Here is a 19,606-nt window from a genome sequence, read left to right on the forward strand (position 1 = left end):
AAAAGTAAATTTCACCCCAGAGCGATTTAGCGTGCGGTGTTATGATGGAACCATCTTCCACCCCGCTCCTGCCCGCCGACTATTCTAATCGCCCTCTCAGCTCGCTAGCCCTTTAGCGCCTTGGCAGATCGAAAAGCGTCCAACGCCCGCATTTGCACCCAAGGCTCTATGTCTACCCCAACACTTGGCTATGCCATCAAACATCAGCACGTTGCCGTCGCCGGTGGCGCTGACCTGCACGTTCGCTCTTTACTCGATAAACAGCAGTTTTATGACCCATTCGGTATTGCCGAGGCTGCGGGCGTGTCGGAAGCGTGTTGGTCGCTGTTTGGCCAAGTCTGGCCATCGGCGCAAAAAATGGCTGATCTAATGCAGGACTACGCACTGGGCGAGCGACGCGTGTTGGAAATCGGCTGCGGCTTGGCGCTAGCCAGCCTGGTGATCCATCGCCGCTGCGGCGATATTACCGCCAGCGATTGCCACCCGCTGACTGAAACTTTCCTCGATGAAAACACGCTGTTGAATGCGTTGCCCAAGCTGAAATACGCCACCGGGAATTGGGGGCGTAGCAATCCTGATTTGGGCTTATTTGATCTGATCATCGGCAGCGATGTACTGTACGAGCGTGATCAGCCTTTGGCCTTGGCCGAATTCATCGAGCTGCACGCCGCAGCTACCTGTGAGGTACTGATTGTTGACCCCAATCGCGGCAACCGCAGTGCGTTCAATCGGCAGATGAGTGAGCGCGGATTTACGATGGGCGAGACCATACTCTCCGCACCGCTGGCCGACGGTTCTGCATACCGAGGCCGCTTACTGCGCTACTTGCGCGATGAAAACTAAAGTGCAGCGTGAATGCTAATTCACCCCTGAATTGAGCATGGTGATCAGCACCACATCCAATACATTAGAATTTAATTATATTTATTCACACCCCAAACCAGACCAACACACGGCGTAAGCCTAAAAAAAGCAAAGTTGCATTTTTACATCAGCACAAGCCCGAAAAGCCACGATTAATCGCGCTTGGATAGTTAGGACATAACAGATAGCCCCACGCCATTGACGCAGCTCAACATCCCCACTTACAGTAACTTATGCGATTGAAAACCAGCCGCCTTTTTACTCTACTTTTTGCGCTGTTCTTGCTGCCTGCGGTGTGGGCCAAGAGTGGTGGCATCACCATTACCTTGGCCAATGGTGAGTGGCCACCGTTACAGGGGCAGCAATTACCCGATTTTGGCCCAGCTAGCCAAGTCGTCACGCGTGCTTTGGCTTTACGCGGGATTCGAGTGCGCTATGAATTTATGCCATGGCGCCGAGCGCTCGAAGAAAGCCGCAAGGGTAACTTCGCGGGCACCTTGCTATGGTCGCTCAATGACGATAGAAAACAGCACTTTTGGTTTAGCGATGCGGTTTATCGCAGCAAGACTGTGCTGTTTTATCACCATGCAAAACCAGTTTTCTGGAAAAACCTACCCGATTTAGCGGGTAAAAAAATGGGCGTCACTAACGGTTATAGCTATGGTGACGAATGGGAAAAACTGCAGCGTGAGCAGGTGTTCCTCACCGATATCGGTAATACCGATGAGCAAAATCTCGCTAAATTACTCTCGCAGCGTATTGATGGTTTTCCCTGTGAGCTGCTGGTTTGCCAGCACTTGATCGCCACGCATTTCCCACCGATTACACAAAAAATATTATTGTTTCAGCCACGACCAGTTCACAGCGAAACCATGCATGTCCTGTTTAGTAAAAACCGCAGCAATGGCCAGTGGCTAGCCGAGCAATTTAATCTGGGCTTGCAAGAGCTGAAGCGCAGCGGTGAATTACGTCGCTTACTACCCGGTTTAGACCACTAAGCATCGCGCCATTGTGCATAAGTCGCCGCTTGTCCGTGGCAAACGCCATGCTCGTCGATGAGATTCCACACCGTCACATCCTCAATCCAAAAACGGCGCCCCGACTTTGCAATGCGCAAGCCGCGATAACCGGTGGCATACCCTTGGCGACTGACCGCATCAAGTAATTGCTGGCGTTCCTCCCGATTGGGCGCTTCGGCCGACAAGCGTGAAGGCAAACCAATCAGCTCGTCTTGCGCGTATTCAAAGCAGCGCTGTGCAGTACTATTAGCAAAAATAAAGCACGGATCTGTAGCGCCATCATGCGCCAGCACACAAAAAGGCGCCTCGTTTTGTAGCCATTGCGCGGCTTGTTCTACGCTTAAGTCAGGGGCAACCAAATCGCGCCCCAATAAACGGCGATAACTGGTACACATTAGATTTACTAGCTCGAGTTGCGGCATCGCTCATTCACATGGGTCAAATTAACTGTCATTATATCGTAAGCCGAGGAAGGCAAATCGTGCTCAGTACTACACGCCATGGCACCTGAGCCAATAGATTTGAAAAAACAGGATAAAAGAATGGCCTATTGGTTAATGAAGTCAGAGCCCGATGACGTCTCGATCGACGATCTGGCCAAACGCAATACAGTAGGGTGGTATGGCGTTAGAAACTATCAAGCACGGAACATGATGCGAGATACCCAGCAGATTGGCGATGGGGTTTTATTTTATCATTCCTCGTGCGCCGAGCCTGGCATTGCTGGCTTTGCTGAAGTGGCCAGCAGCAGCTATCCCGATCCAACCCAGTTTGACCCGAAGTCAAAATATTACGACCCCAAAGCCAGCCTAGAAAAACCCCGCTGGATGCAAGTTGACGTACGCTTTGTACGCAAAACTCGGCTACTTCCGCTCGCCGAACTACGCCAATATCCGGAATTGGCCGACATGATGGTGCTGCAAAAAGGCTCGCGCCTGTCGATTACACCCGTAACCGAAGCGCAATGGCGATTTATTCAGGATTTATTGGCATGCTAGCAATAGTTTTAGCGTGCTTGGGCGTGGGGCTAATCGCCGGATTTTTGGCGGGACTGCTGGGTGTTGGCGGCGGATTGGTCATCGTCCCTGCCCTATTGGCGGTGTTTCATTTTGCCAATATCGAGCCGGGACTCCATCAACATTTGGCGCTGGGTACAAGCTTGGCGACCATTATCGTCACTGGCGCAGCCAGCGTACGGGCACACCATGCCAAAAGCGCCGTGCGCTGGGATATTGTGGGGCAAATAACCCCGGGCATTTTGCTAGGTACTTTTGCTGGCGCGCAGATCGCAGGCTTGATTTCAAGCAAGGGCTTGCAATGGATTTTTGTCGTATTCGCCTTCCTCGTTGCGGCGCAAATGTTGCTCGATATCAAACCTAAACCCACGCGGCAATTGCCTGCGCGTCATGGACTGATCAGTATCGGCGCTTTGATCGGCATGCTGTCGAGCTGGGTGGGCATTGGCGGTGGGTCTTTATCGGTGCCCTTTATGAGCGCGTGCAATGTGCCGGTAAAAACGGCGATTGGTACTTCATCGGCAATTGGCATTCCAATTGCCATCGCCGGCACCATAGGCTATGCATATAGTGGCATGGGTATAGCTAATTTACCTAATTGTACGTTCGGTTATGTATATATACCCGCCTTTATTGCAATTGTTTTTGCCAGTTTTCCAATGGCACAATTTGGTGCCGCACTGGCCCACCGTTTACCCGTGGCGCAATTAAAAAAATGCTTTGCTGCACTATTAGTGATCTTGGCCAGCAAAATGCTGATGGGTTTGTTATGAAACGGCTAGCCGTCATTTTACTGCTGCTTAGCCACACCCTCTGGGCTGTTGAACCGATGCGCCCAGCATGCCAACAAGCTTTTATCGAGTTAAACCGCCATATCGAGCAGAACAGCACCAGCTTGTCGCAAGCCGAATTAGAAACCAGTTATGCCGCCGATGCCGTGCGCTTGCAATGCGATGGAACGGCTCATGCTTATGAACAATCGATCAGGCAAATTGCCGCCCGCTTTATTCCCCCTCCCAAGACCCCTAACGCAGGCCTGAGCGCACAAACGGAAGGGTTATTGAGCTTGGCGCTGATGATTGCACTGATTGTGTCGAGCAGTAGTGCCGTCACCGTCATTGGCGGTGGGAATGGTTTGATTATTGCGCCTCAATAACAAGGAAAATTGATGCTAAAACGTCTCGCTTTTTGCTTTGCCATCTACTCGATCAGCACGCTAGCCGCCGAATCGCGCTTTGTACAACAACTGCCCTTACCCGACAATCACAGCGTAATCCAAGTTGCCGAAGGTGATCATGAGCCGCGTAGCATCGGCAGCTATAGCATACGTTTGTATGGTGGTCGCAACCCTGATTTCCCGCTCGACGATTTTATCAGCGGACAAATATACCCACGCGACGGCCAAATTGAGCGCTTGCTGAATACCGACGCCGATGGCGATGGCCATGGTGAAGTTGTGGTCGTGATTCGTAGCGCTGGCAGCGGTGGGTATCTGCATGCGGATGTGTTTAGCTGGCAGCAAGGGCAAATCAAAAAAATCTTATCGCTACCCGATCTGCCGCCCAAAGCCGACGTGCTTACCGAGGTAAAACGCGTTGTTCGCAAGCGATGAATCTGGCCATTAGCAGCAGCTATTTAGTATTAATTGCAATTTGGTCGACGACGGCGCTCAGCATTAAATGGGGCGTGACGGGCGTACCTTTTACCTTTGCCTTAATGCTGCGATTTGTGATGGCTGCGGCATTGGGCGCGCTGATTTTGCGCTGGAAAGTCGGCAAACTGCCGCGTGATCCTGCTCATCTTCGTGCTTATTTGATCGCCGGAACGGCGACCTCGCTATCGATGTTGTGCTCTTTTTGGGCTGCGCAGTACATCGCATCGGGATTGATTGCCGTGTTGTATGGCTTAACGCCATTGGTCACCGGTATCTTAGCCGCACGCTGGCTGGCTTCGCCTTTGCTGCGTAGCGAATGGTGCGCGATCGTAGTAGGCTTGATTGGGCTGGCGATGATCTTTGGCAATAATCTCAGCTTTAGTCCTAGCGGCATCCCGGGAATGGGTGCCATCTTACTGGGTATGGCGCTACAAGCGGCAGCTGCTGTTTTGCTCAAGCGGCATACCCAACAGCAATCGCCATTAGCCGTGAATTCTGGTGCGCTCATTGTGTGCGCTATTTTATGCAGCAGCTTTTGGTTGCTTTCTGGCGCGCCATGGCCAGCGCACATTCCCTACCAGGCACTGGCGGCATTAATTTATCTGGCGTTGATCGGCTCTGTGGTTGCGTTTAGTTTGTACTACTGGCTAATTCAGCAATGCAAACCGCTCAATGTCGCCTTAATCTCTCTAATAACCCCGATCAGCTCATTGTTGCTGGGGCATTGGCTGAATCAAGAAATACTATATCGGCACGAATTGATCGGCACTGGCTTGATTCTGTTGGGATTAATCATACACACTCGCTTACGCAAGCACTGAAATCAATCGTCATACCCCCTGCCGTATCGCGCCAAAGCCTATTTTTATCAAGGCCTTACATGACATACTGCCGTCATAACCGCTCGTCGTCTTTTTCGTTAAGTTTTAATAACTTACGTCGTTTATTTTTGTGTTATTTTCGAAAAAAAGTAGTTGCCAACTTGCGAACTACATCACAAAAAGCTTATACATAAATGACCAGCACGGAGAAAGGACAAGCTCATGGACCAAGTGATCTACGCGAAAACTGCCGCTGGCGTAAAAGAGCTACAAGAGCGTAGCGGCGCCATTGGTCAAAAAGAACGTCAATTGCTATTTATGATTGATGGTCAACGCAGTTCGGCAATGCTTGTGGCAATGCTACCGGGTCAAGAGGTTTTACTTAATTTAAAAAAGTTATTCGACTTGGGCTTAATCAGTCGCAATACCACCAAACAAAGTTTAGAGCAGATTCAGTTCTCAGGTCCGACCACAATTGCGCCGCCACTACCACGTAGTAACACGGCGCAAATGAATGCCGCTCGCAAAGTCATTTTGTCAGTGACGCAAGAATTTTTGGGCAATAACTGGGAAGAAAAACTCACCATAATGCTCAACGGTGTTCGCAGTAGTGAAGAGCTCAAACCTATCGTCGAAGAATGGGCCAACGCCCTGCGCCGCTCAGGACACCGCGGTGCGGCTTACAATGGCGAAAAAGCCATTGAAGAGCTTTTCAAATAAACGCTTTCAGATCTCAGTCAAAGCGAGCCTAGGCTCGCTTTGACTATTTGATCAGCCCCGCTAAACGCTGCACCCCAGCTTCAATTTGAGTCAAATTGCTATGGCTGAAGTTCAACCTGAGCGTTGCACCTGAATGGTCGGTGGTACAAAAAGGCGCCCCCGACATCACCGCCAATCCCTGCTCCAAACCTGCACGCATTAGCGCCATGGTGTCTTGCGCTTGATTTAAGTTTAACCAGAAAAATAAGCCACCCCGAGGCTTTTCCCATGTCGCTTTATCAGCCAAATAATGCGTCAATAATTGATGCATATGATCACGTTTGGCTCGGTACACTGGCAAAATTGTCTCAATATGCGCATCAAGCTCACCGCTTTGCAACACTTGCGCCACAATCGCTTGGCTCAATCGATTGCTATGCAAGTCCGCCGCTTGCTTCAGCCGTGTTAATGACACGATTAAATCAGGATGCGCAATTAAATAACCCAAGCGCAAACCCGGCGCCAAGGTTTTAGAGAATGAACCTTGGTAAACCCATTGGACTGATTTTAAATGCGACACCAATGGCGCTGGCGCGGCGCCATCAAACGCCAGATCACGATAAGGGTCATCTTCGAATACCGGCATCTGCTTGGCATCAAAGGCCTGCGCCAAGGCCACGCGTTGCTCGGTGCTATAACATGCGCCAGTAGGGTTTTGGAAAGTGGGAATCAGATAACTAAAACGTGCAGCGCTATGTGCCACATCCTGCGGCGCCATCATCGCATCACGACTTGCTTCAAACTGAGCGCCGAATAATTCAAACACCTGCAGCGCCGCCAAATACGTAGGGGATTCGCATAAAATGCTCATCCCGTCCTCCGCCCACAACTTAGCGACCAAATCGATGCCCTGTTGCGAGCCATTCAAAATCAACACCTGATCGGCCGAGCACTGCAAACCCAGCTTTTGTGCACGTAGCGCAACCAACTCACGTAAAGTGGCTTCACCTTCTGAAACACCATACTGCCAAATCGAGGCGGGGATTTGCATTTGCGCCAGATTGGGCTGATACAGTGTTTCAGCCGCAGGTAAACCACCCGCAAAAGAAATTACCCCAGGCGCCTGTGCAGCAGCTAGAATTTCTCTAACGAGCGAGGGTTTTAGTCGTTCGATTCGCTTGGCAAACATAGCACGCACCAAATAGGTCAATAATATTTACCTATATTAACGCAAAAAGGATAAAGGTCAATATGACAGTCCCTACCGCTCATCAATCCGCGACTCACACTGAGTTTGAACTCAATTGCGCATTAGAATTGCTGTTTTATGGCTACAAAGGCTTTACCGCTCAACCCGACGCGATTCTGGCCGCGCGAGGTTTGGCACGAGTTCATCATCGCATTCTGTATTTTGTTGGGCGCCAAGGGGGATTATCGGTCAATCAATTATTGGGCAAACTCGGCGTCACCAAACAAGCGCTCAATGCCCCGCTGCGCCAATTACAAGAAGCAGGCCTAATCACAGCTAGCCCGTCCGAAATTGATAAACGAGTGAAGTGCCTGGCCTTAACTGAAGAGGGTATAGCGCTAGAAGAAAAGCTTTCTGGTGCTCAGCGCATCATACTAGATAGGGTATTTGCAGAGTGCGGCAGCCAAGCCGAATCGGGATTTAAGCAGGTTTTAGGCGTTCTAGCCAAAATCACCCAGCCTGAAAGATCATAAATTCCAGCTTAAATGAACAATCAAAATTTGTCTCATGCTTGCTCAAAATGCCTTTGCACAAGCAATGAGTTCAAATTGCCCCCTGTGAATTCGCACCTCCGAAAATGATGACCTCCACAAAAGAGCCTCAGCACTCCGTATTCATGCAAGCTGCGATCGAACTAGCAAAAATCGCACTGCTCGCTGGCAACCTGCCTATTGGCGATTCAGCAAGTAGCAGGCTTTTTGGCTGAGCATAAAAATCAATGCACGCTGTACACCACGCTTGAGCCATGCATGATGTGCTTGGGCGCGATGATTAATGTCGGCATCGATACTATCGTGGTGGCGCAAGCGGATACTTGGATCGGCACACTCAATTTGCTACTGCACGGCGATTATTATCGTCATAAGCAGCAAGGTATGACGATAATCACCGGCGTGATTGCTGAAGAATCACAGTTATTGCTCAAAGAATACGTACGTCGTTCTGGGGTACGGCAGCATTTAGCATCGGCCATTAATGAATCGGCTGAAGTAAAATCAACAAAGCCTTAAAGGTATATGCCTGTATGCATTATTTGTAATAAGCTACAGCCCTATACTCCAAACTCGGAAGCATAAATCATGCTCGATCGCTCTTATGTCGAAAAAGCCGCCGATAGCGGCCTGAATAAACTCAATTTACTGCGCACCGACCCACGCCGTTATACCGTGCGCTCGATTTTGGCCGGCATGTATTTAACCATCACCGTGTTTACATACTGGCTACTGGTACACAATCTGCACGATATTTCGCTCGGTAAAGTGATTGCTTCGCTGTTTTTTGGCGTGGGGCTGACGATTATTGTGTTCACTAACGCCGAGCTGTTTACCAGCAATACGATGTACCTCAGCGTATCCTCCGCCGAGGGCAAAACCAATTGGAAAGAAACCACGTTTTTATGGACGGTGTGTTTCTGCGGCAATTTACTCGGGGCAGCCATCGTCGCGGGCTTGTTGTACGGAGCGGGCGTGATTCAGCCGCTGCCAAGCGATCATGCACTATATGCGGGTGCGGCGCATAAGGTACATCAAAGTGCGCAGGTGATTTTCTTTAAAGGCGTGCTGGCCAACTGGATTGTTTGCCTAGCGGTCCGTTTGGCGCTGCGCTGCAAAGAAGACGTCGCCAAAATCATGGTGATGATGCTGGTGGTCTTTATTTTCCTCTACAGCGGCTTTGAGCATTCGATCGCCAATATGGGCACCTTTGCCATTTCACTCTTGGGCAACGGCAGCATTAGCGCGGGCGAAGCCTTACATAATCTGACCTACAGCACCTTGGGCAATATCGTCGGTGGCGTGGTGTTTTTAGGGTTGCCATTTGCCTATCTGAACCCGACTGAATATCACGACACTGGTTCAGAACAATAAATGAGCGGGGCTGTGCGGCTGATTTAATCGCTAGTCGCCCCCCATTCGGCAGCAAACTGCTGCCGAAATTCGCGCAACGCCGCCAAACGTTGCAGCCCAAGTTGTTGCGCAGTGGCGGTATGCATCGTTGCGGGTAAAGTCGCCAATTTAACTTCGATATGATCGAGCGCATAGCGCTTATCGTCCAGCGCCCGATTTAGCGCCAATGGGTCATCGGCATGTGCCAAAGCCGATCCCATCCGCCCGGCGGTGTAATACAGCCGTGCAAGGCCCACCGCGCCTAGTGCGTCGAGCCGATCGGCGTCTTGCACGATTTGCGCTTCAATACTGTGCGCCCCCAGCCCTGCCGAATAGCTGTGCGCGGCAATCGCATGCTGCACGCCAGCTAATTTCTCGCTTGGAAAACCCAAGCTTTGCAGTATTTCGCCCGCCTTGCTCGCTGCCAGTTGCGACGCCAGATGGCGCTGCGGGTCGTTCTTCGGCAAATTAATAATGTCGTGCAGATAACAGGCGGCCAAAACGATTAGCTGATCTGCCTCAGGATGAGACGCCAGCAGTTGCTGCGCATTCTGCCAAACCCGATGCAGGTGGTTTAAATCGTGCGCGCCATCATCCGCCGTTTGGACTCGAGCCAAGTCAATCAAGCGCTCGCGCCAATCCAAGATCATTGAACTCATTGCGTCGACTTGCAACATGTGATTACTGGATCCAAACCTTGACGGTTTGCAGCAATTTCTCGGTTGCGCCACGATGCGCCAAGCTAAACGCCACGCCAGCCTGCCCCATTTGCTGCTGCCGAGCGGGATCGTTCAGCACACGCAAAGCATCGGCGCACACGGCCGTAGCGTCTTCACCCTGCCATGCCGCACCAGCGGCAATCGCCTCACTGGAGGCTTGGGCGAAATTATATGTTGATGGGCCGATGATCACCGGGCTGCCACAGGCGGCGGCCTCGATTAGATTTTGGCTACCAAACTTTAAAATGGAGCCGCCCATGATCGTGACATCGGCGGCGCTATACCACGCCACCATTTCGCCCATGCTATCGCCCAGCAACACTTGCTGCGTCAACGCTTCGCCTTGCCAATGGCTGCGGCGAATATAGCTCAAGCCCTTTGACTCTAGTAATGCAGCGACCGCGTCAAAGCGCTGTGGGTGGCGCGGCACGATAATCAATAGCGTATCGGCTGGCAATGCGCCGAGTGCTTGCAGCACCAGCGCTTCTTCTCCGTCGCGGCTAGAGGCGAGCAGCAGTGTTTTGCGCGCTAAGTTGTTTTTCCAAGCATGCCCTTGCGCGATTAACAATGGGTCAAGTTGATTGTCAAATTTCACATTACCCATTACTTTGACGTCTTTTGCACCCATTTGCGTCAAACGAGCAGCATCTTGCTGCGTTTGAGCTAATACGGCAGCGAACTTGGGCATCACACGGCGAAACAGTGGCGCAATTTTCAAATAGCCATTTAATGATTTTTGCGACATCCGCGCATTGGCCAGCACCAGCGGAATGCCTGCGCGCTGGCATTTGCTAATACAATACGGCCAGATTTCAGTGTCGATAATCAGACCCAAACGCGGATTAAAACGCTGCAAAAAGCGGCGAATCGCCGATGGATAATCGTAGGGCAGAAATACAATCGTCGCGTTAATACCCGAGGCTGCACCATACAACTCATGCGCCGTGGCGCGGCCAGTTGGCGTCATGCAGGTGAGCAATAAGGGGATTGTGGGGTAGCGTTGCTGCAAAGCGCGAATAATCGGCTGCGCCGCACGCATCTCGCCAACCGACACTGCGTGCAACCAAATAGGACGGGTATCGCCATGTAGGTTAGATTGAATGATATCTACAGAATAATATCCCAGTCGCTCAGCCCAATTGAGTCGATACTCTGGCTGCTTGCGGCTGCGTTTGAGTAGGTAGAGCCAGACCAAAGGAAAGGCCAACCAAAGCGCGATACGGTAGAGCAACATTTATTCGCGCCAACCTGCTTGCACTGCACTCCACACCGTGTCGACGCTCGGCGCAGCACCACGCTGACCGAGATTAACCGCGTAGCCACTGGCGCGAATGCCGGTGAGTTCAGGATCAGACGCGCAGAAAATCGCGACCGTCGGCACCGCGACGGCTGCGGCCAAATGCACCAAACCGGTATCAACACCGACGACAATTCTGGCTTGCGCGAGTAAGGCCGCAGCTTCAGTCAAGCTGAGCTTGGGCGCAACGATGGCGGCGGGGAGCGCGGCGGCTAGGCGTTCGGCACGCGCTCGCTCGTTTGGGCTGCCCCATGGGAAGATCGGTCGAACGCCCAGCGCAAGCATTTTTTGCCCAAGGACGATCCAATTAGCTTCCGACCACTCTTTGTCCGCCCTACTCGTTGCCGTTAAGCACACGGCGTACGGCGTTTCAGGTAGCCACGGCAAAGCAAGGTCAGGCACTTTAAGCCCGTAGTCGATCCCGCCTTCAAATTGATAATTCAGCGCCGACGCGCTCAAGCGGCGATTACGCTCGATGGCATGCAGCGATTTACTCACCGCATATTTGCGATCGTAGGCCAAGCTGGCGAGCGGTTCGCGAATGGAATGGCGATCAAAACCCGCCACCGGACCGCAAGTGCATTTAGCAATCGCAGCACTTTTAATCAGCCCTTGTGCATCCAGAACCAAATCATAACGGCAGGCACGAAGATCAGTTTTAAATTGTGCCCATTGCTGGTGTGTTTGATCAGCGAGCAGCGATTTACGCCAGCGGCGCAAAGCGACCGGAATGACCCGTCGCACCGCAGGATGCAAACGCGGCAACTCGGCAAAGCCCTCTTCGACCACCCAATCAATGGCCGCGTCTGGGTAAGCACGCGCTAAATCGGTCACCGCAGGCCATTGATGGATAACATCCCCCATCGACGACATGCGAACTATCAAGATATTGCGGATTGGTAATTTACTTTTCATGACACTATTTTAACAGGCAATTGATAAAGACCATGCAAGGAGATCTTCGCCCGACCTAGGGTTATTTATTACGCGCCATTGTGAGCTGGAAACTGTTTTTTTTATAGAGCCTGCTACGATAAAAGTTACACCAAACGACTTTGGGCAGATTATGTGGCTGATTCTTTGTATTGGCCTTTTGGGCATTATTATTTGGCAATGGCAAACCATACGCCGCTTGCGCACGCTAGTGAATCATAGCGATGTAAATAACCAAGACCAATTAACCGGCTTATACCACCGCCAACATTTAATGGCTTTGGCTGAACACGAAATCAATCGAGCCCAACGCAGCAATAGCAAAGTATCTGCCCTTTTGGTTGATTTGGATTATTGCTCCAAAATCAACCACCAATATGGGCACCAAGCTGGCGATCTGGCCTTACGTCACGTTGCCAATGCAGCGCGCTCAGCCACCCGCGATTTTGACCTGATTGGGCGATTTTCTGGCGAAGAAATTGTCCTTATCCTACCCAATACTGATTCGGCTGGTGCGATAGTCGTTGCCGAACGCTTACGCGCCAAAGTAAAACAAAGTGCAATTCCGTTAGAAAACCAGCTGCAACTCACCGTTTCGGTCACGATAGGCGTGGCAACATTGCAATCAGAAACGCAAACCATCGATGATTTATTGCTAGATGCCGACACCGCTCTACAGCAGGCGATGCAGTACGGCATTGATCGCGTCCACACTTTTACTCTTAAAGCTGCGGCTTGAGCAAAAATTCCGATTGCCGCAATACCCGCATAAGGCTAAAGTCGGCAAATTCTGATTTCACGCTGTCTAACTATGCCAAACCCCAACTCCGCACTTGCCGATGCGGCGCGCGAGCGCCAAAGCCAACTGACCAAACCTGCCGGCAGCCTAGGTCGGCTCGAAGACCTTGCTATTTGGCTGGCGGCTCGTCTACCGCAACCCACCCCTAGTCGCGTAAAACCTGCGATTGCAGTATTTGCCGCCGATCATGGCGTTGCGGCGGAAGGGGTTTCGGCGTTTCCTGCTGAAGTGACGGCGCAAATGGTGGTTAATTTCATTAACGGCGGTGCAGCGATCAATGTTTTAGCTAATCAACATCAAGCCACGTTGGTCGTAGTCGATGTGGGTGTTGCCAGCGATTACCCCAATCCAGTGGAAAGCAAAACACGACTATTTCGCGCCCCTGTTGCTAAAGGCACGGCGAACTTGCGTCACCAAGCAGCGATGAGTAGCGAACAATGCGCTGCCGCGTTCCGTACCGGCTACGCCTGCGCCGAAGAAATGATCCGCAATGGCAAAACGCTGCTGATCGGCGGCGAAATGGGTATCGCCAATACCACCTCAGCCGCAGCGCTGATTTGCGTCTTAACAGGGTATAAAGCTGAAGAGATTGTTGGGCTTGGCACTGGGATCAATACCCAGCAGCACCAACTCAAAATTAATGTGGTGAACGATGCAATCCAACGCGCTCAAGCGCACGGAGAACTCGCCCCACTCGATTGGTTGCGCGAAGTTGGCGGATTAGAAATCGCCGCCCTCGCTGGTTTTTACACCGCAGCAGCCGATCACGGCGTGCCTGCGCTGTTAGATGGCTTTATCACCACCGCGGCCGCGCTGGTGGCGGTGAAAGCCAAACCCGAAGTTGCCGATTGGTTGCTGGCCAGCCATGTTTCGCAAGAAGCGGGGCATCGTTTCGCGCTGCAAGCGCTCGGCTTAACGCCATTGCTTGACCTAGGCATGCGCTTGGGCGAAGCCAGTGGTGCAGCGGTTTGCCTGCCGCTACTGCAAAGTGCGCTGGCCTTGCATGGTGAAATGGCAACTTTTGCAGAAGCGGGCGTCGCGGCCGCGAAGATGGTGTAAAGCATGCGCTTAACGCTGATTCGGCATGGCGAAGCAGAGGGCGCGAGCGAGGCGATTTTTGGCCAGAGCAATCCGCAGCTCTCGGCTTTAGGGCGCGCACAAATGCAGGCGCGCTGGCAGATGCTCAGCGCACAACAGGTTGATGCACTCGCCAGCTCAACCTTGGCGCGTTGCGCTGATTTTGCGCTTGATTGCGCGCAGCAATTGCAAGTACCACTCCACCTTGATCACGCCTTTCAGGAAATACACCTAGGGTGTATTGATGGCAAAGCTAAGTCTGAATGGAGCGATGAAGACCATACCCATTGGGATGCATGGCAAGCCAATCCACGTCAATCCCCTTTACCTAATGGCGAAGGCTGGGATGAATTTCAGCAGCGGGTGCTTAAAGCGCTCGACGCGTGGATCGCGCAGGGCGAAGTTGAACACCGCGTACTGATTGCGCATCAAGGCACGATTAAAGCTATTTTGCTCGCAGCGTTTAATCTGCCGCCAGAGCGCCATCAGCAATTTTGGCTCACCACGGCTGGATCGGTCACGCTGTGGTGGGATCAACATTACCCACCAATGCTGCTCGAACTCTCCAACACCTTGGCGGCCGATTAATGCGCTGGCAACACCCCATTTTGGCGATTCAGTTTTTAACTCGACTGCCTACGCCACAAATTAAGCACTTTGAGCCGAGCATGCTCGCCCAATCCGTTGGCTGGTTTCCGGCGGTGGGCTTGCTGATTGGTGGCTTTTTACTCATCCCTAGCTATTTCCTCGCCCACGAGTCTTGGCTGGCAGCGGTGCTCGGTGTTTTGCTGTGGACGTGGATTACCGGCGGTTTGCACCTAGACGGCTTGGCCGATTTATCCGACGGGCTAGGCGCCGCCCATCGCGACCCGCAACGCTTTTTGGCGGTGTTGAAAGACCCGCATCTGGGCAGCTTTGGCGTTATCAGCCTGATTTTGCAATTGATGCTCAAATTAGTGTTGCTAATGCTGTGCGTGCGCGCACAGGCGTGGTGGGCAATTGTGCTTATTCCCGCATGGGCGCGCAGCGGCGTGTATAGCTGGCAAACTTTACCAAGCTTAGCGCCCGGAATGGCCGAACAATTTGGCTGGTCTAAGTCCCCCCTCTTAGCGTGGGCGTGGTGGCTGGGCTTATTCGCGGCATCAGCTTGGCTTAGCCCATGGCTGTGTGCGGGGCTAATCGTCATCTACGCCTATCGGGCGTGGCTTAAGCGCAAGCTAGGCGGCGTCACCGGCGATTGCCTTGGCGCTGGCATTGAAGTATCGGAAACGGCTTTGCTGCTGGTCACAACACTTGCGACTGTGCTCGCGCAATAACAGTTGCCGCAACATAATAAACTTTGTCAGTGCAGTCAAAAGCAGACACGATTTCATTCCAGATCAAATCCAATGCGCGTTGAATTAATTTCAGAAAATCAGTATGAATCTTTGATTGATTTATTGCTGGAACTTCACAGCTACTACAACGAAAATTCTGCACCTAATCGAAGAGTCGTCAGAGAGCATCTGCTCAACAACATTTTGGCGCCCACATCCCCCCTGCAATTAGTAGTTGCGATCAACGGTGACGGTGTTGTGGTCGGCTTCGCCGCGATTTCCTTGACCTACTCACTTGTCGAACCGTCACCGGAAAAAAACCGACAGGTTCAACTAAAAGAACTCTTTGTGCACTCTACTCAAAGAGGGCACGGTATTGGAAAGGCTATTTTGGCTTGGATTGCTCGATATGCCATAGACAGTGGTTGCTGCCGAATTGATTGGCCAGTGAAGCACAACAATATCGCGGGCATCTCGTTCTATGAAAGTCTTGGCGCTGAATTGGTTGTAGAAAGACTTAGCTATCGGCTTTCCGGAACAAGCTTGAAAAAGCTCGCCAGCAGACTGTAACTCGAGTTTGCCCGTCGATAACTAACTGTCCTAGGTTGGGAGTTGTAGCTCACTGGAGCAATACGCGCTACTTGGCGGCGGCTACAATGACGCACAGGGTGGATGAATTGAAAGCCCCTTTACCCTGAATTAATCGCACCAAAGTCTAGACTCGACAGAGCGCTGTAGCGATAATCTGCGCTTTACCATACACCGAGCCTAAACCATGAAAATTATCCGCGTACTCGAAGTTTGGGAAAAAGGCATGGAAGGTGGCTTTGTTGGTACGCTGCCACTGAGCGACGAGCTGCAGCTGGATTTTCTATTTAGCCTATTTGCTGCCGAACAAGACAAGCCCGATCCAGAGATGAAGCTGTCGTATCTACTGGATGAGGCGCGCCTAGAAGCTTTGCAGCCATTTTTAGCGCAAGCGACTGATTTTAGCGAATTTGATTACATTCTTAGCGCACACGGCGTTCCAGATTACGAATAAGGGTATATTGCAGCAGGCCAAGCTTAAAAATTGCCACAAGCCAATACCCTTAGTCTGGATAGAATTTTAAAGCCACCGAATTGATGCAATAACGCTCACCAGTTGGCTCTGGGCCATCGGGAAACACATGGCCTAGGTGCGCATCACAACGCGCGCAGCGCACTTCTTCGCGAATCATACCGTGGCTTAAATCACGATGGCGCTCGATACTGCCGGGGACTGCTTCTTGCCAAAAGCTAGGCCAGCCGCAACCGGCGTCAAATTTAGTACCGGATTTAAACAACAGGCTATCACAACAGATACAGTGATAGTCGCCTTCTGCGGTGACGCGATACAACTCACCCGAAAAAGGCCGCTCGGTGCCGGCTTGGCGCGTGACACGAAAAGCCTCTTGGCTAAGCTGTAATTTCCATTCGGTTTCCGTCTTACGAATCTTATCCATATCTCACTCTAAATCTGGCTGTATCGAATTCGGCTTAATTCCAACCGCAGCGCCACTTCAATTTGATGAAGGGGCTTTTGAAAAACACGTGTCAATTTACGCTCAGCTTGCCGCTGAAACAAGCTTAATTGTTGCACATGAGCATAATCCAAGTGCACTAAAGCACCTTGATAATCGCCTTGCGCCGCACACAACTCCTCCAATAATTGATGCGCCTCCTGCCCCATCGCAAAACCTTTAATCTGCTCGCCTAAGTGTAAACACTGTTCAAGCGATGCCTTGGCGTCTTCTAAACGCCCTTGCTGTAAGTAAATCCGCCCCAAAATCAGCGCTACAAACGAACGACACCACAACCCGCCAAACTGTTTGGCCAGCACCCGCGCCAATTGTAAGTGCTCGAAGGCCTGATCTAGCTCATGCAGATCAAGGTGGATTAGGCCTGAGTAGATATGAAATTCAGCCTGAGTCTCAAGATGTGGCCGAAGTTTGATTTTTTCTTTTAGGCGCACCAATAAATTGCGCATTTCATCAAATAATTGCCGACGGTAACAAGTGGCAATCAAGGCAAGCAAACAATCAATTTGCAAGGCAATATCGGGAACACTATCGGCCAGCATCAAAGCCCGACGTTGATATTCCAAAGAAATATCCAATTGACCAAATACCAAGCATACCTGTGCAATACCCGAATAGCCCCGAATAAATGCACGGCTATCCTCGGCTTCAATCGCGGTTTGCAAAGCCTGCAACCAGACGTCAAGCGCACGCATATACTCGCCCTGCAATAACTGGCTTTGTGCTTGCCAATGCAGCGTTTGCGCTAATAAATTCCAATTTCGCAATTGCCGGGCAATCAGCCCTGCTTCTCGAAAATCTTTAAAGGCTAAGCCAGGTTGTTCGCCAAGGTCGATCAGGTATTCACCACGATAAAGCAAGGCCATTGCCTGACCTTGGGGATAGACCATTTTCTGCGCTTGACTCAGCGCCGCACTCATAAGTTCAGGCGCTTTGTCGTCAAACATCGCTTTTTTAATTTCAGGCAAAGCAAGATCAAACTCTTCGGGTGTCATTGATAAGACTCCACGCGATTGCGCCCCAATTCTTTGGCTCGATATAAAGCTTGGTCGGCATGCTCTAACAACGCTGCGGCATCCAGCTCTGCACTCAACTCTGCCACACCAATACTGGCGGTGACAGCTAAATCCGGGTGTACTTCATGCCAAGCATAAGCACCGATCCGTAATCGAATCCTTTCTGCGACCTCGACTGCGGTGATGCCTACCGCGCCCGGTAATAACAAAACGAACTCCTCGCCACCATAGCGCGCGACCAAATCCCCACCTCGGCACGATTGCAACAAGATTTTTGCGGTAGCCCGAATAACTTCATCGCCGATCAAGTGTCCAAACGTATCGTTAACTCGCTTGAAATAGTCTAGATCCACCATTAACACCGACAATGGCCGCTCATCTTCCCGGCACCGCTGATACAAAATCGGCATTTCTTGATCTAGTTGTCGACGATTACCCGCACCCGTTAATGGGTCTTGTAATGAGGCATGCAACAAGGTTTGCAGTAACTCGGAGTCGGCGGAGTTTTGCTGCCGCAGCATGACATTTTCTTGCCTTGTTTGTAGCACCATTAACTGGGTATCAAGCTCACGAATTCGGCGCTCTAACGCGGTATTGAGCCGTTCACTGGCTAATTTCTGGGCGTTTTGTATGGCCAGAACGTGATATTTGCGCCGATTTTCCCACGCCATTTGATAGTTTTGCGTGAGCAGCCCCAACTCTGAAAGCTGGGAGTACACCCTAAGCATTAATGTTAATGACCCAAACGAGTTAATTTTCTGCTCAGCCAAACTCAAATATTCCGCAGCTTTCTCATACCCTTGTAATGCGACATAAACTTTACCGAGGTTGAGCAAATTCAGTGATTGGCTCCATAGGTATGTCGTCTTTCGGTTGATTTCCCAGGCACGATGCAACCAATCCTTGGCTTCATCGAGTCGCTGCAGAGCCAAGCACGCCTCGCCGCGATAGCTATACCAATCCGCACGCCATGCATGGTGCTGCGTATGATGAAATGCTTGTTCACCTTTGGTAAATAAAATCAGCATCAATTCATACTGGCCTAAGGCATTTAAATCCGCAGCCACATGCAAATAGCTCTCAGCTAATAATTCGTGCTCCCCCAAGGATTGAGCGAACTCAAGGGCGACTTCATGCCAATTTAAGGCATCACCGGCCTGTTGCAGCGCAAAATACACATTCCCAACGCCTAGAGAGGCTTGGATATAGAGGTCTACAGCCGAAATACTGAGCGCTTTTCGCAGGCAGGCACTCCAACTTTTTAGCGCTGCGCCATATTCAGAAGCGGAAAAATACAGTCGCCCTCGTGCCAATTCAAAATCAGCGTTTAAGCGTGGCGACTTCACTTTGCGATCGAGCACCTCTAATCTTGCAATCGCCTGATGTCCCGCGTCTAAATTCCCTAGCGCCCAATGGCTGCGCGCCAGCCATAGCTGTGCCTGAGCCTCTTGCTCATAACACGACTCGGCTCTAGCCAATTGAGCTGCTCGTTCCATCAGCTCAATGGTGCGTGCACAATCAGGCACAAACCAGTCTCGCCCCTGGGCGATAAGCTGTTCAATTTGGCGGGTATTATCTGACACAGACATATTCGAATATCATCGACTTTGTGAGTCACTATAGCTGTTTTTACAGGTAAAAAACGAAAACCCTGCATTGCAGGGTTTTCACATAAGCGACAGTAA

Annotated in this window: 25 protein-coding genes; 17 read left to right on the top strand and 8 right to left on the bottom strand. The window is 51.3% G+C overall.

The window, feature by feature from the left end; all coding sequences use genetic code 11:
* The first annotated feature begins 168 nt into the window (after window positions 1-168).
* Window positions 169-843, top strand: a complete 675-nt coding sequence (locus NT239_07865; GenBank protein XGA72724.1) for a protein N-lysine methyltransferase family protein — start codon at window positions 169-171, stop codon at window positions 841-843.
* Window positions 844-1,097: 254 nt separating this feature from the next.
* Complete coding sequence (locus NT239_07870; GenBank protein XGA72725.1) at window positions 1,098-1,862, top strand: transporter substrate-binding domain-containing protein; 765 nt, start codon at window positions 1,098-1,100, stop codon at window positions 1,860-1,862.
* Here NT239_07870 and NT239_07875 read toward each other — a convergent pair.
* Entirely contained in the window at window positions 1,859-2,305 is a 447-nt protein-coding gene (locus NT239_07875) for an MEKHLA domain-containing protein (GenBank protein XGA72726.1), read from the bottom strand. The genes NT239_07870 and NT239_07875 overlap by 4 nt on opposite strands.
* 120 nt (window positions 2,306-2,425) lie before the next feature.
* Between NT239_07875 and NT239_07880 the strand changes: the two genes are divergently transcribed.
* The 6 genes from NT239_07880 (at window position 2,426) to NT239_07905 (ending at window position 6,094) form a co-directional block, all read left to right on the top strand.
* Window positions 2,426-2,881: an EVE domain-containing protein gene (locus tag NT239_07880; protein XGA72727.1), complete on the top strand. Its 456-nt coding sequence runs from the start codon at window positions 2,426-2,428 to the stop codon at window positions 2,879-2,881.
* A complete protein-coding gene (locus NT239_07885; GenBank protein XGA72728.1) occupies window positions 2,875-3,672 on the top strand; it encodes a sulfite exporter TauE/SafE family protein in 798 nt (265 codons plus the stop codon). Before NT239_07880 ends, NT239_07885 begins: the two co-directional genes overlap by 7 nt.
* Window positions 3,669-4,055 carry a hypothetical protein gene (locus NT239_07890; GenBank protein ID XGA72729.1) on the top strand — a complete coding sequence of 129 codons (387 nt, stop codon included), beginning with the start codon at window positions 3,669-3,671 and terminating at the stop codon, window positions 4,053-4,055. The genes NT239_07885 and NT239_07890 overlap by 4 nt, the downstream gene beginning before the upstream one ends.
* Before the next feature lie 12 nt (window positions 4,056-4,067).
* Window positions 4,068-4,511, top strand: coding sequence for a PliI family lysozyme inhibitor of I-type lysozyme (locus tag NT239_07895; GenBank protein XGA72730.1), 444 nt, complete (start codon window positions 4,068-4,070; stop codon window positions 4,509-4,511).
* Entirely contained in the window at window positions 4,508-5,374 is an 867-nt protein-coding gene (locus NT239_07900; protein ID XGA72731.1) for an EamA family transporter, read from the top strand. The genes NT239_07895 and NT239_07900 overlap by 4 nt, the downstream gene beginning before the upstream one ends.
* 222 nt (window positions 5,375-5,596) lie before the next feature.
* Window positions 5,597-6,094 (top strand): hypothetical protein, encoded by a 498-nt coding sequence (locus NT239_07905; GenBank protein XGA72732.1) that lies wholly within the window; start codon window positions 5,597-5,599, stop codon window positions 6,092-6,094.
* A gap of 43 nt (window positions 6,095-6,137) precedes the next feature.
* On the opposite strand, the gene NT239_07910 is transcribed toward NT239_07905, so the two are convergent.
* Window positions 6,138-7,262, bottom strand: a complete 1,125-nt coding sequence (locus NT239_07910; protein XGA72733.1) for a PLP-dependent aminotransferase family protein — start codon at window positions 7,260-7,262, stop codon at window positions 6,138-6,140.
* A 62-nt stretch (window positions 7,263-7,324) separates the two neighbouring features.
* Here NT239_07910 and NT239_07915 point away from each other — a divergent pair, with 62 nt between their 5' ends.
* The 3 genes from NT239_07915 (at window position 7,325) to NT239_07925 (ending at window position 9,187) form a co-directional block, all read left to right on the top strand.
* On the top strand, window positions 7,325-7,795 hold the full coding sequence (locus NT239_07915; protein ID XGA72734.1) for a MarR family transcriptional regulator: 471 nt from the start codon (window positions 7,325-7,327) through the stop codon (window positions 7,793-7,795).
* 198 nt (window positions 7,796-7,993) lie between these two features.
* Window positions 7,994-8,332 (top strand): deaminase, encoded by a 339-nt coding sequence (locus NT239_07920; GenBank protein ID XGA72735.1) that lies wholly within the window; start codon window positions 7,994-7,996, stop codon window positions 8,330-8,332.
* Window positions 8,333-8,401: 69 nt separating this feature from the next.
* Entirely contained in the window at window positions 8,402-9,187 is a 786-nt protein-coding gene (locus NT239_07925) for a formate/nitrite transporter family protein (GenBank protein ID XGA72736.1), read from the top strand.
* A 23-nt stretch (window positions 9,188-9,210) separates the two neighbouring features.
* On the opposite strand, the gene NT239_07930 is transcribed toward NT239_07925, so the two are convergent.
* Genes NT239_07930 through waaC form a run of 3 tightly spaced genes read right to left on the bottom strand, consistent with a single transcriptional unit; the run spans window position 9,211 to window position 12,136 of the window.
* Entirely contained in the window at window positions 9,211-9,882 is a 672-nt protein-coding gene (locus NT239_07930) for an HD domain-containing protein (GenBank protein ID XGA72737.1), read from the bottom strand.
* Window positions 9,883-9,886: 4 nt separating this feature from the next.
* Window positions 9,887-11,158 (bottom strand): 3-deoxy-D-manno-octulosonic acid transferase, encoded by a 1,272-nt coding sequence (locus tag NT239_07935; protein ID XGA72738.1) that lies wholly within the window; start codon window positions 11,156-11,158, stop codon window positions 9,887-9,889.
* Window positions 11,159-12,136, bottom strand: coding sequence for a lipopolysaccharide heptosyltransferase I (gene waaC / locus NT239_07940; protein ID XGA72739.1), 978 nt, complete (start codon window positions 12,134-12,136; stop codon window positions 11,159-11,161).
* 151 nt (window positions 12,137-12,287) lie between these two features.
* Between waaC and NT239_07945 the strand changes: the two genes are divergently transcribed.
* The 6 genes from NT239_07945 to NT239_07970 all read left to right on the top strand — a co-directional run bounded on the left by NT239_07945 (window position 12,288) and on the right by NT239_07970 (window position 16,388).
* On the top strand, window positions 12,288-12,893 hold the full coding sequence (locus tag NT239_07945) for a diguanylate cyclase (GenBank protein ID XGA72740.1): 606 nt from the start codon (window positions 12,288-12,290) through the stop codon (window positions 12,891-12,893).
* Window positions 12,894-12,965: 72 nt separating this feature from the next.
* Entirely contained in the window at window positions 12,966-14,012 is a 1,047-nt protein-coding gene (cobT, locus tag NT239_07950; protein XGA72741.1) for a nicotinate-nucleotide--dimethylbenzimidazole phosphoribosyltransferase, read from the top strand.
* A gap of 3 nt (window positions 14,013-14,015) precedes the next feature.
* Window positions 14,016-14,618: a histidine phosphatase family protein gene (locus tag NT239_07955; protein ID XGA72742.1), complete on the top strand. Its 603-nt coding sequence runs from the start codon at window positions 14,016-14,018 to the stop codon at window positions 14,616-14,618.
* Window positions 14,618-15,346, top strand: coding sequence for an adenosylcobinamide-GDP ribazoletransferase (gene cobS, locus NT239_07960; protein XGA72743.1), 729 nt, complete (start codon window positions 14,618-14,620; stop codon window positions 15,344-15,346). The genes NT239_07955 and cobS overlap by 1 nt, the downstream gene beginning before the upstream one ends.
* A 72-nt stretch (window positions 15,347-15,418) precedes the next feature.
* Complete coding sequence (locus NT239_07965) at window positions 15,419-15,916, top strand: GNAT family N-acetyltransferase (protein ID XGA72744.1); 498 nt, start codon at window positions 15,419-15,421, stop codon at window positions 15,914-15,916.
* Window positions 15,917-16,121: 205 nt separating this feature from the next.
* Window positions 16,122-16,388 (top strand): hypothetical protein, encoded by a 267-nt coding sequence (locus tag NT239_07970; protein ID XGA72745.1) that lies wholly within the window; start codon window positions 16,122-16,124, stop codon window positions 16,386-16,388.
* 49 nt (window positions 16,389-16,437) lie between these two features.
* Here the strand turns inward: NT239_07970 and msrB are convergent, their stop codons facing one another.
* The 3 genes from msrB to NT239_07985 are packed head-to-tail and all read right to left on the bottom strand — an operon-like array spanning window position 16,438 to window position 19,510.
* A complete protein-coding gene (gene msrB / locus NT239_07975) occupies window positions 16,438-16,830 on the bottom strand; it encodes a peptide-methionine (R)-S-oxide reductase MsrB (GenBank protein ID XGA72746.1) in 393 nt (130 codons plus the stop codon).
* Window positions 16,831-16,838: 8 nt separating this feature from the next.
* Window positions 16,839-17,900, bottom strand: coding sequence for a hypothetical protein (locus tag NT239_07980; GenBank protein ID XGA72747.1), 1,062 nt, complete (start codon window positions 17,898-17,900; stop codon window positions 16,839-16,841).
* Window positions 17,897-19,510, bottom strand: a complete 1,614-nt coding sequence (locus NT239_07985) for a GGDEF domain-containing protein (GenBank protein XGA72748.1) — start codon at window positions 19,508-19,510, stop codon at window positions 17,897-17,899. Before NT239_07985 ends, NT239_07980 begins: the two co-directional genes overlap by 4 nt.
* Window positions 19,511-19,606 lie beyond the last annotated feature (96 nt).

The organism is Chitinibacter sp. SCUT-21 (assembly GCA_041874755.1).
GTDB lineage: Bacteria > Pseudomonadota > Gammaproteobacteria > Burkholderiales > Chitinibacteraceae > Chitinibacter.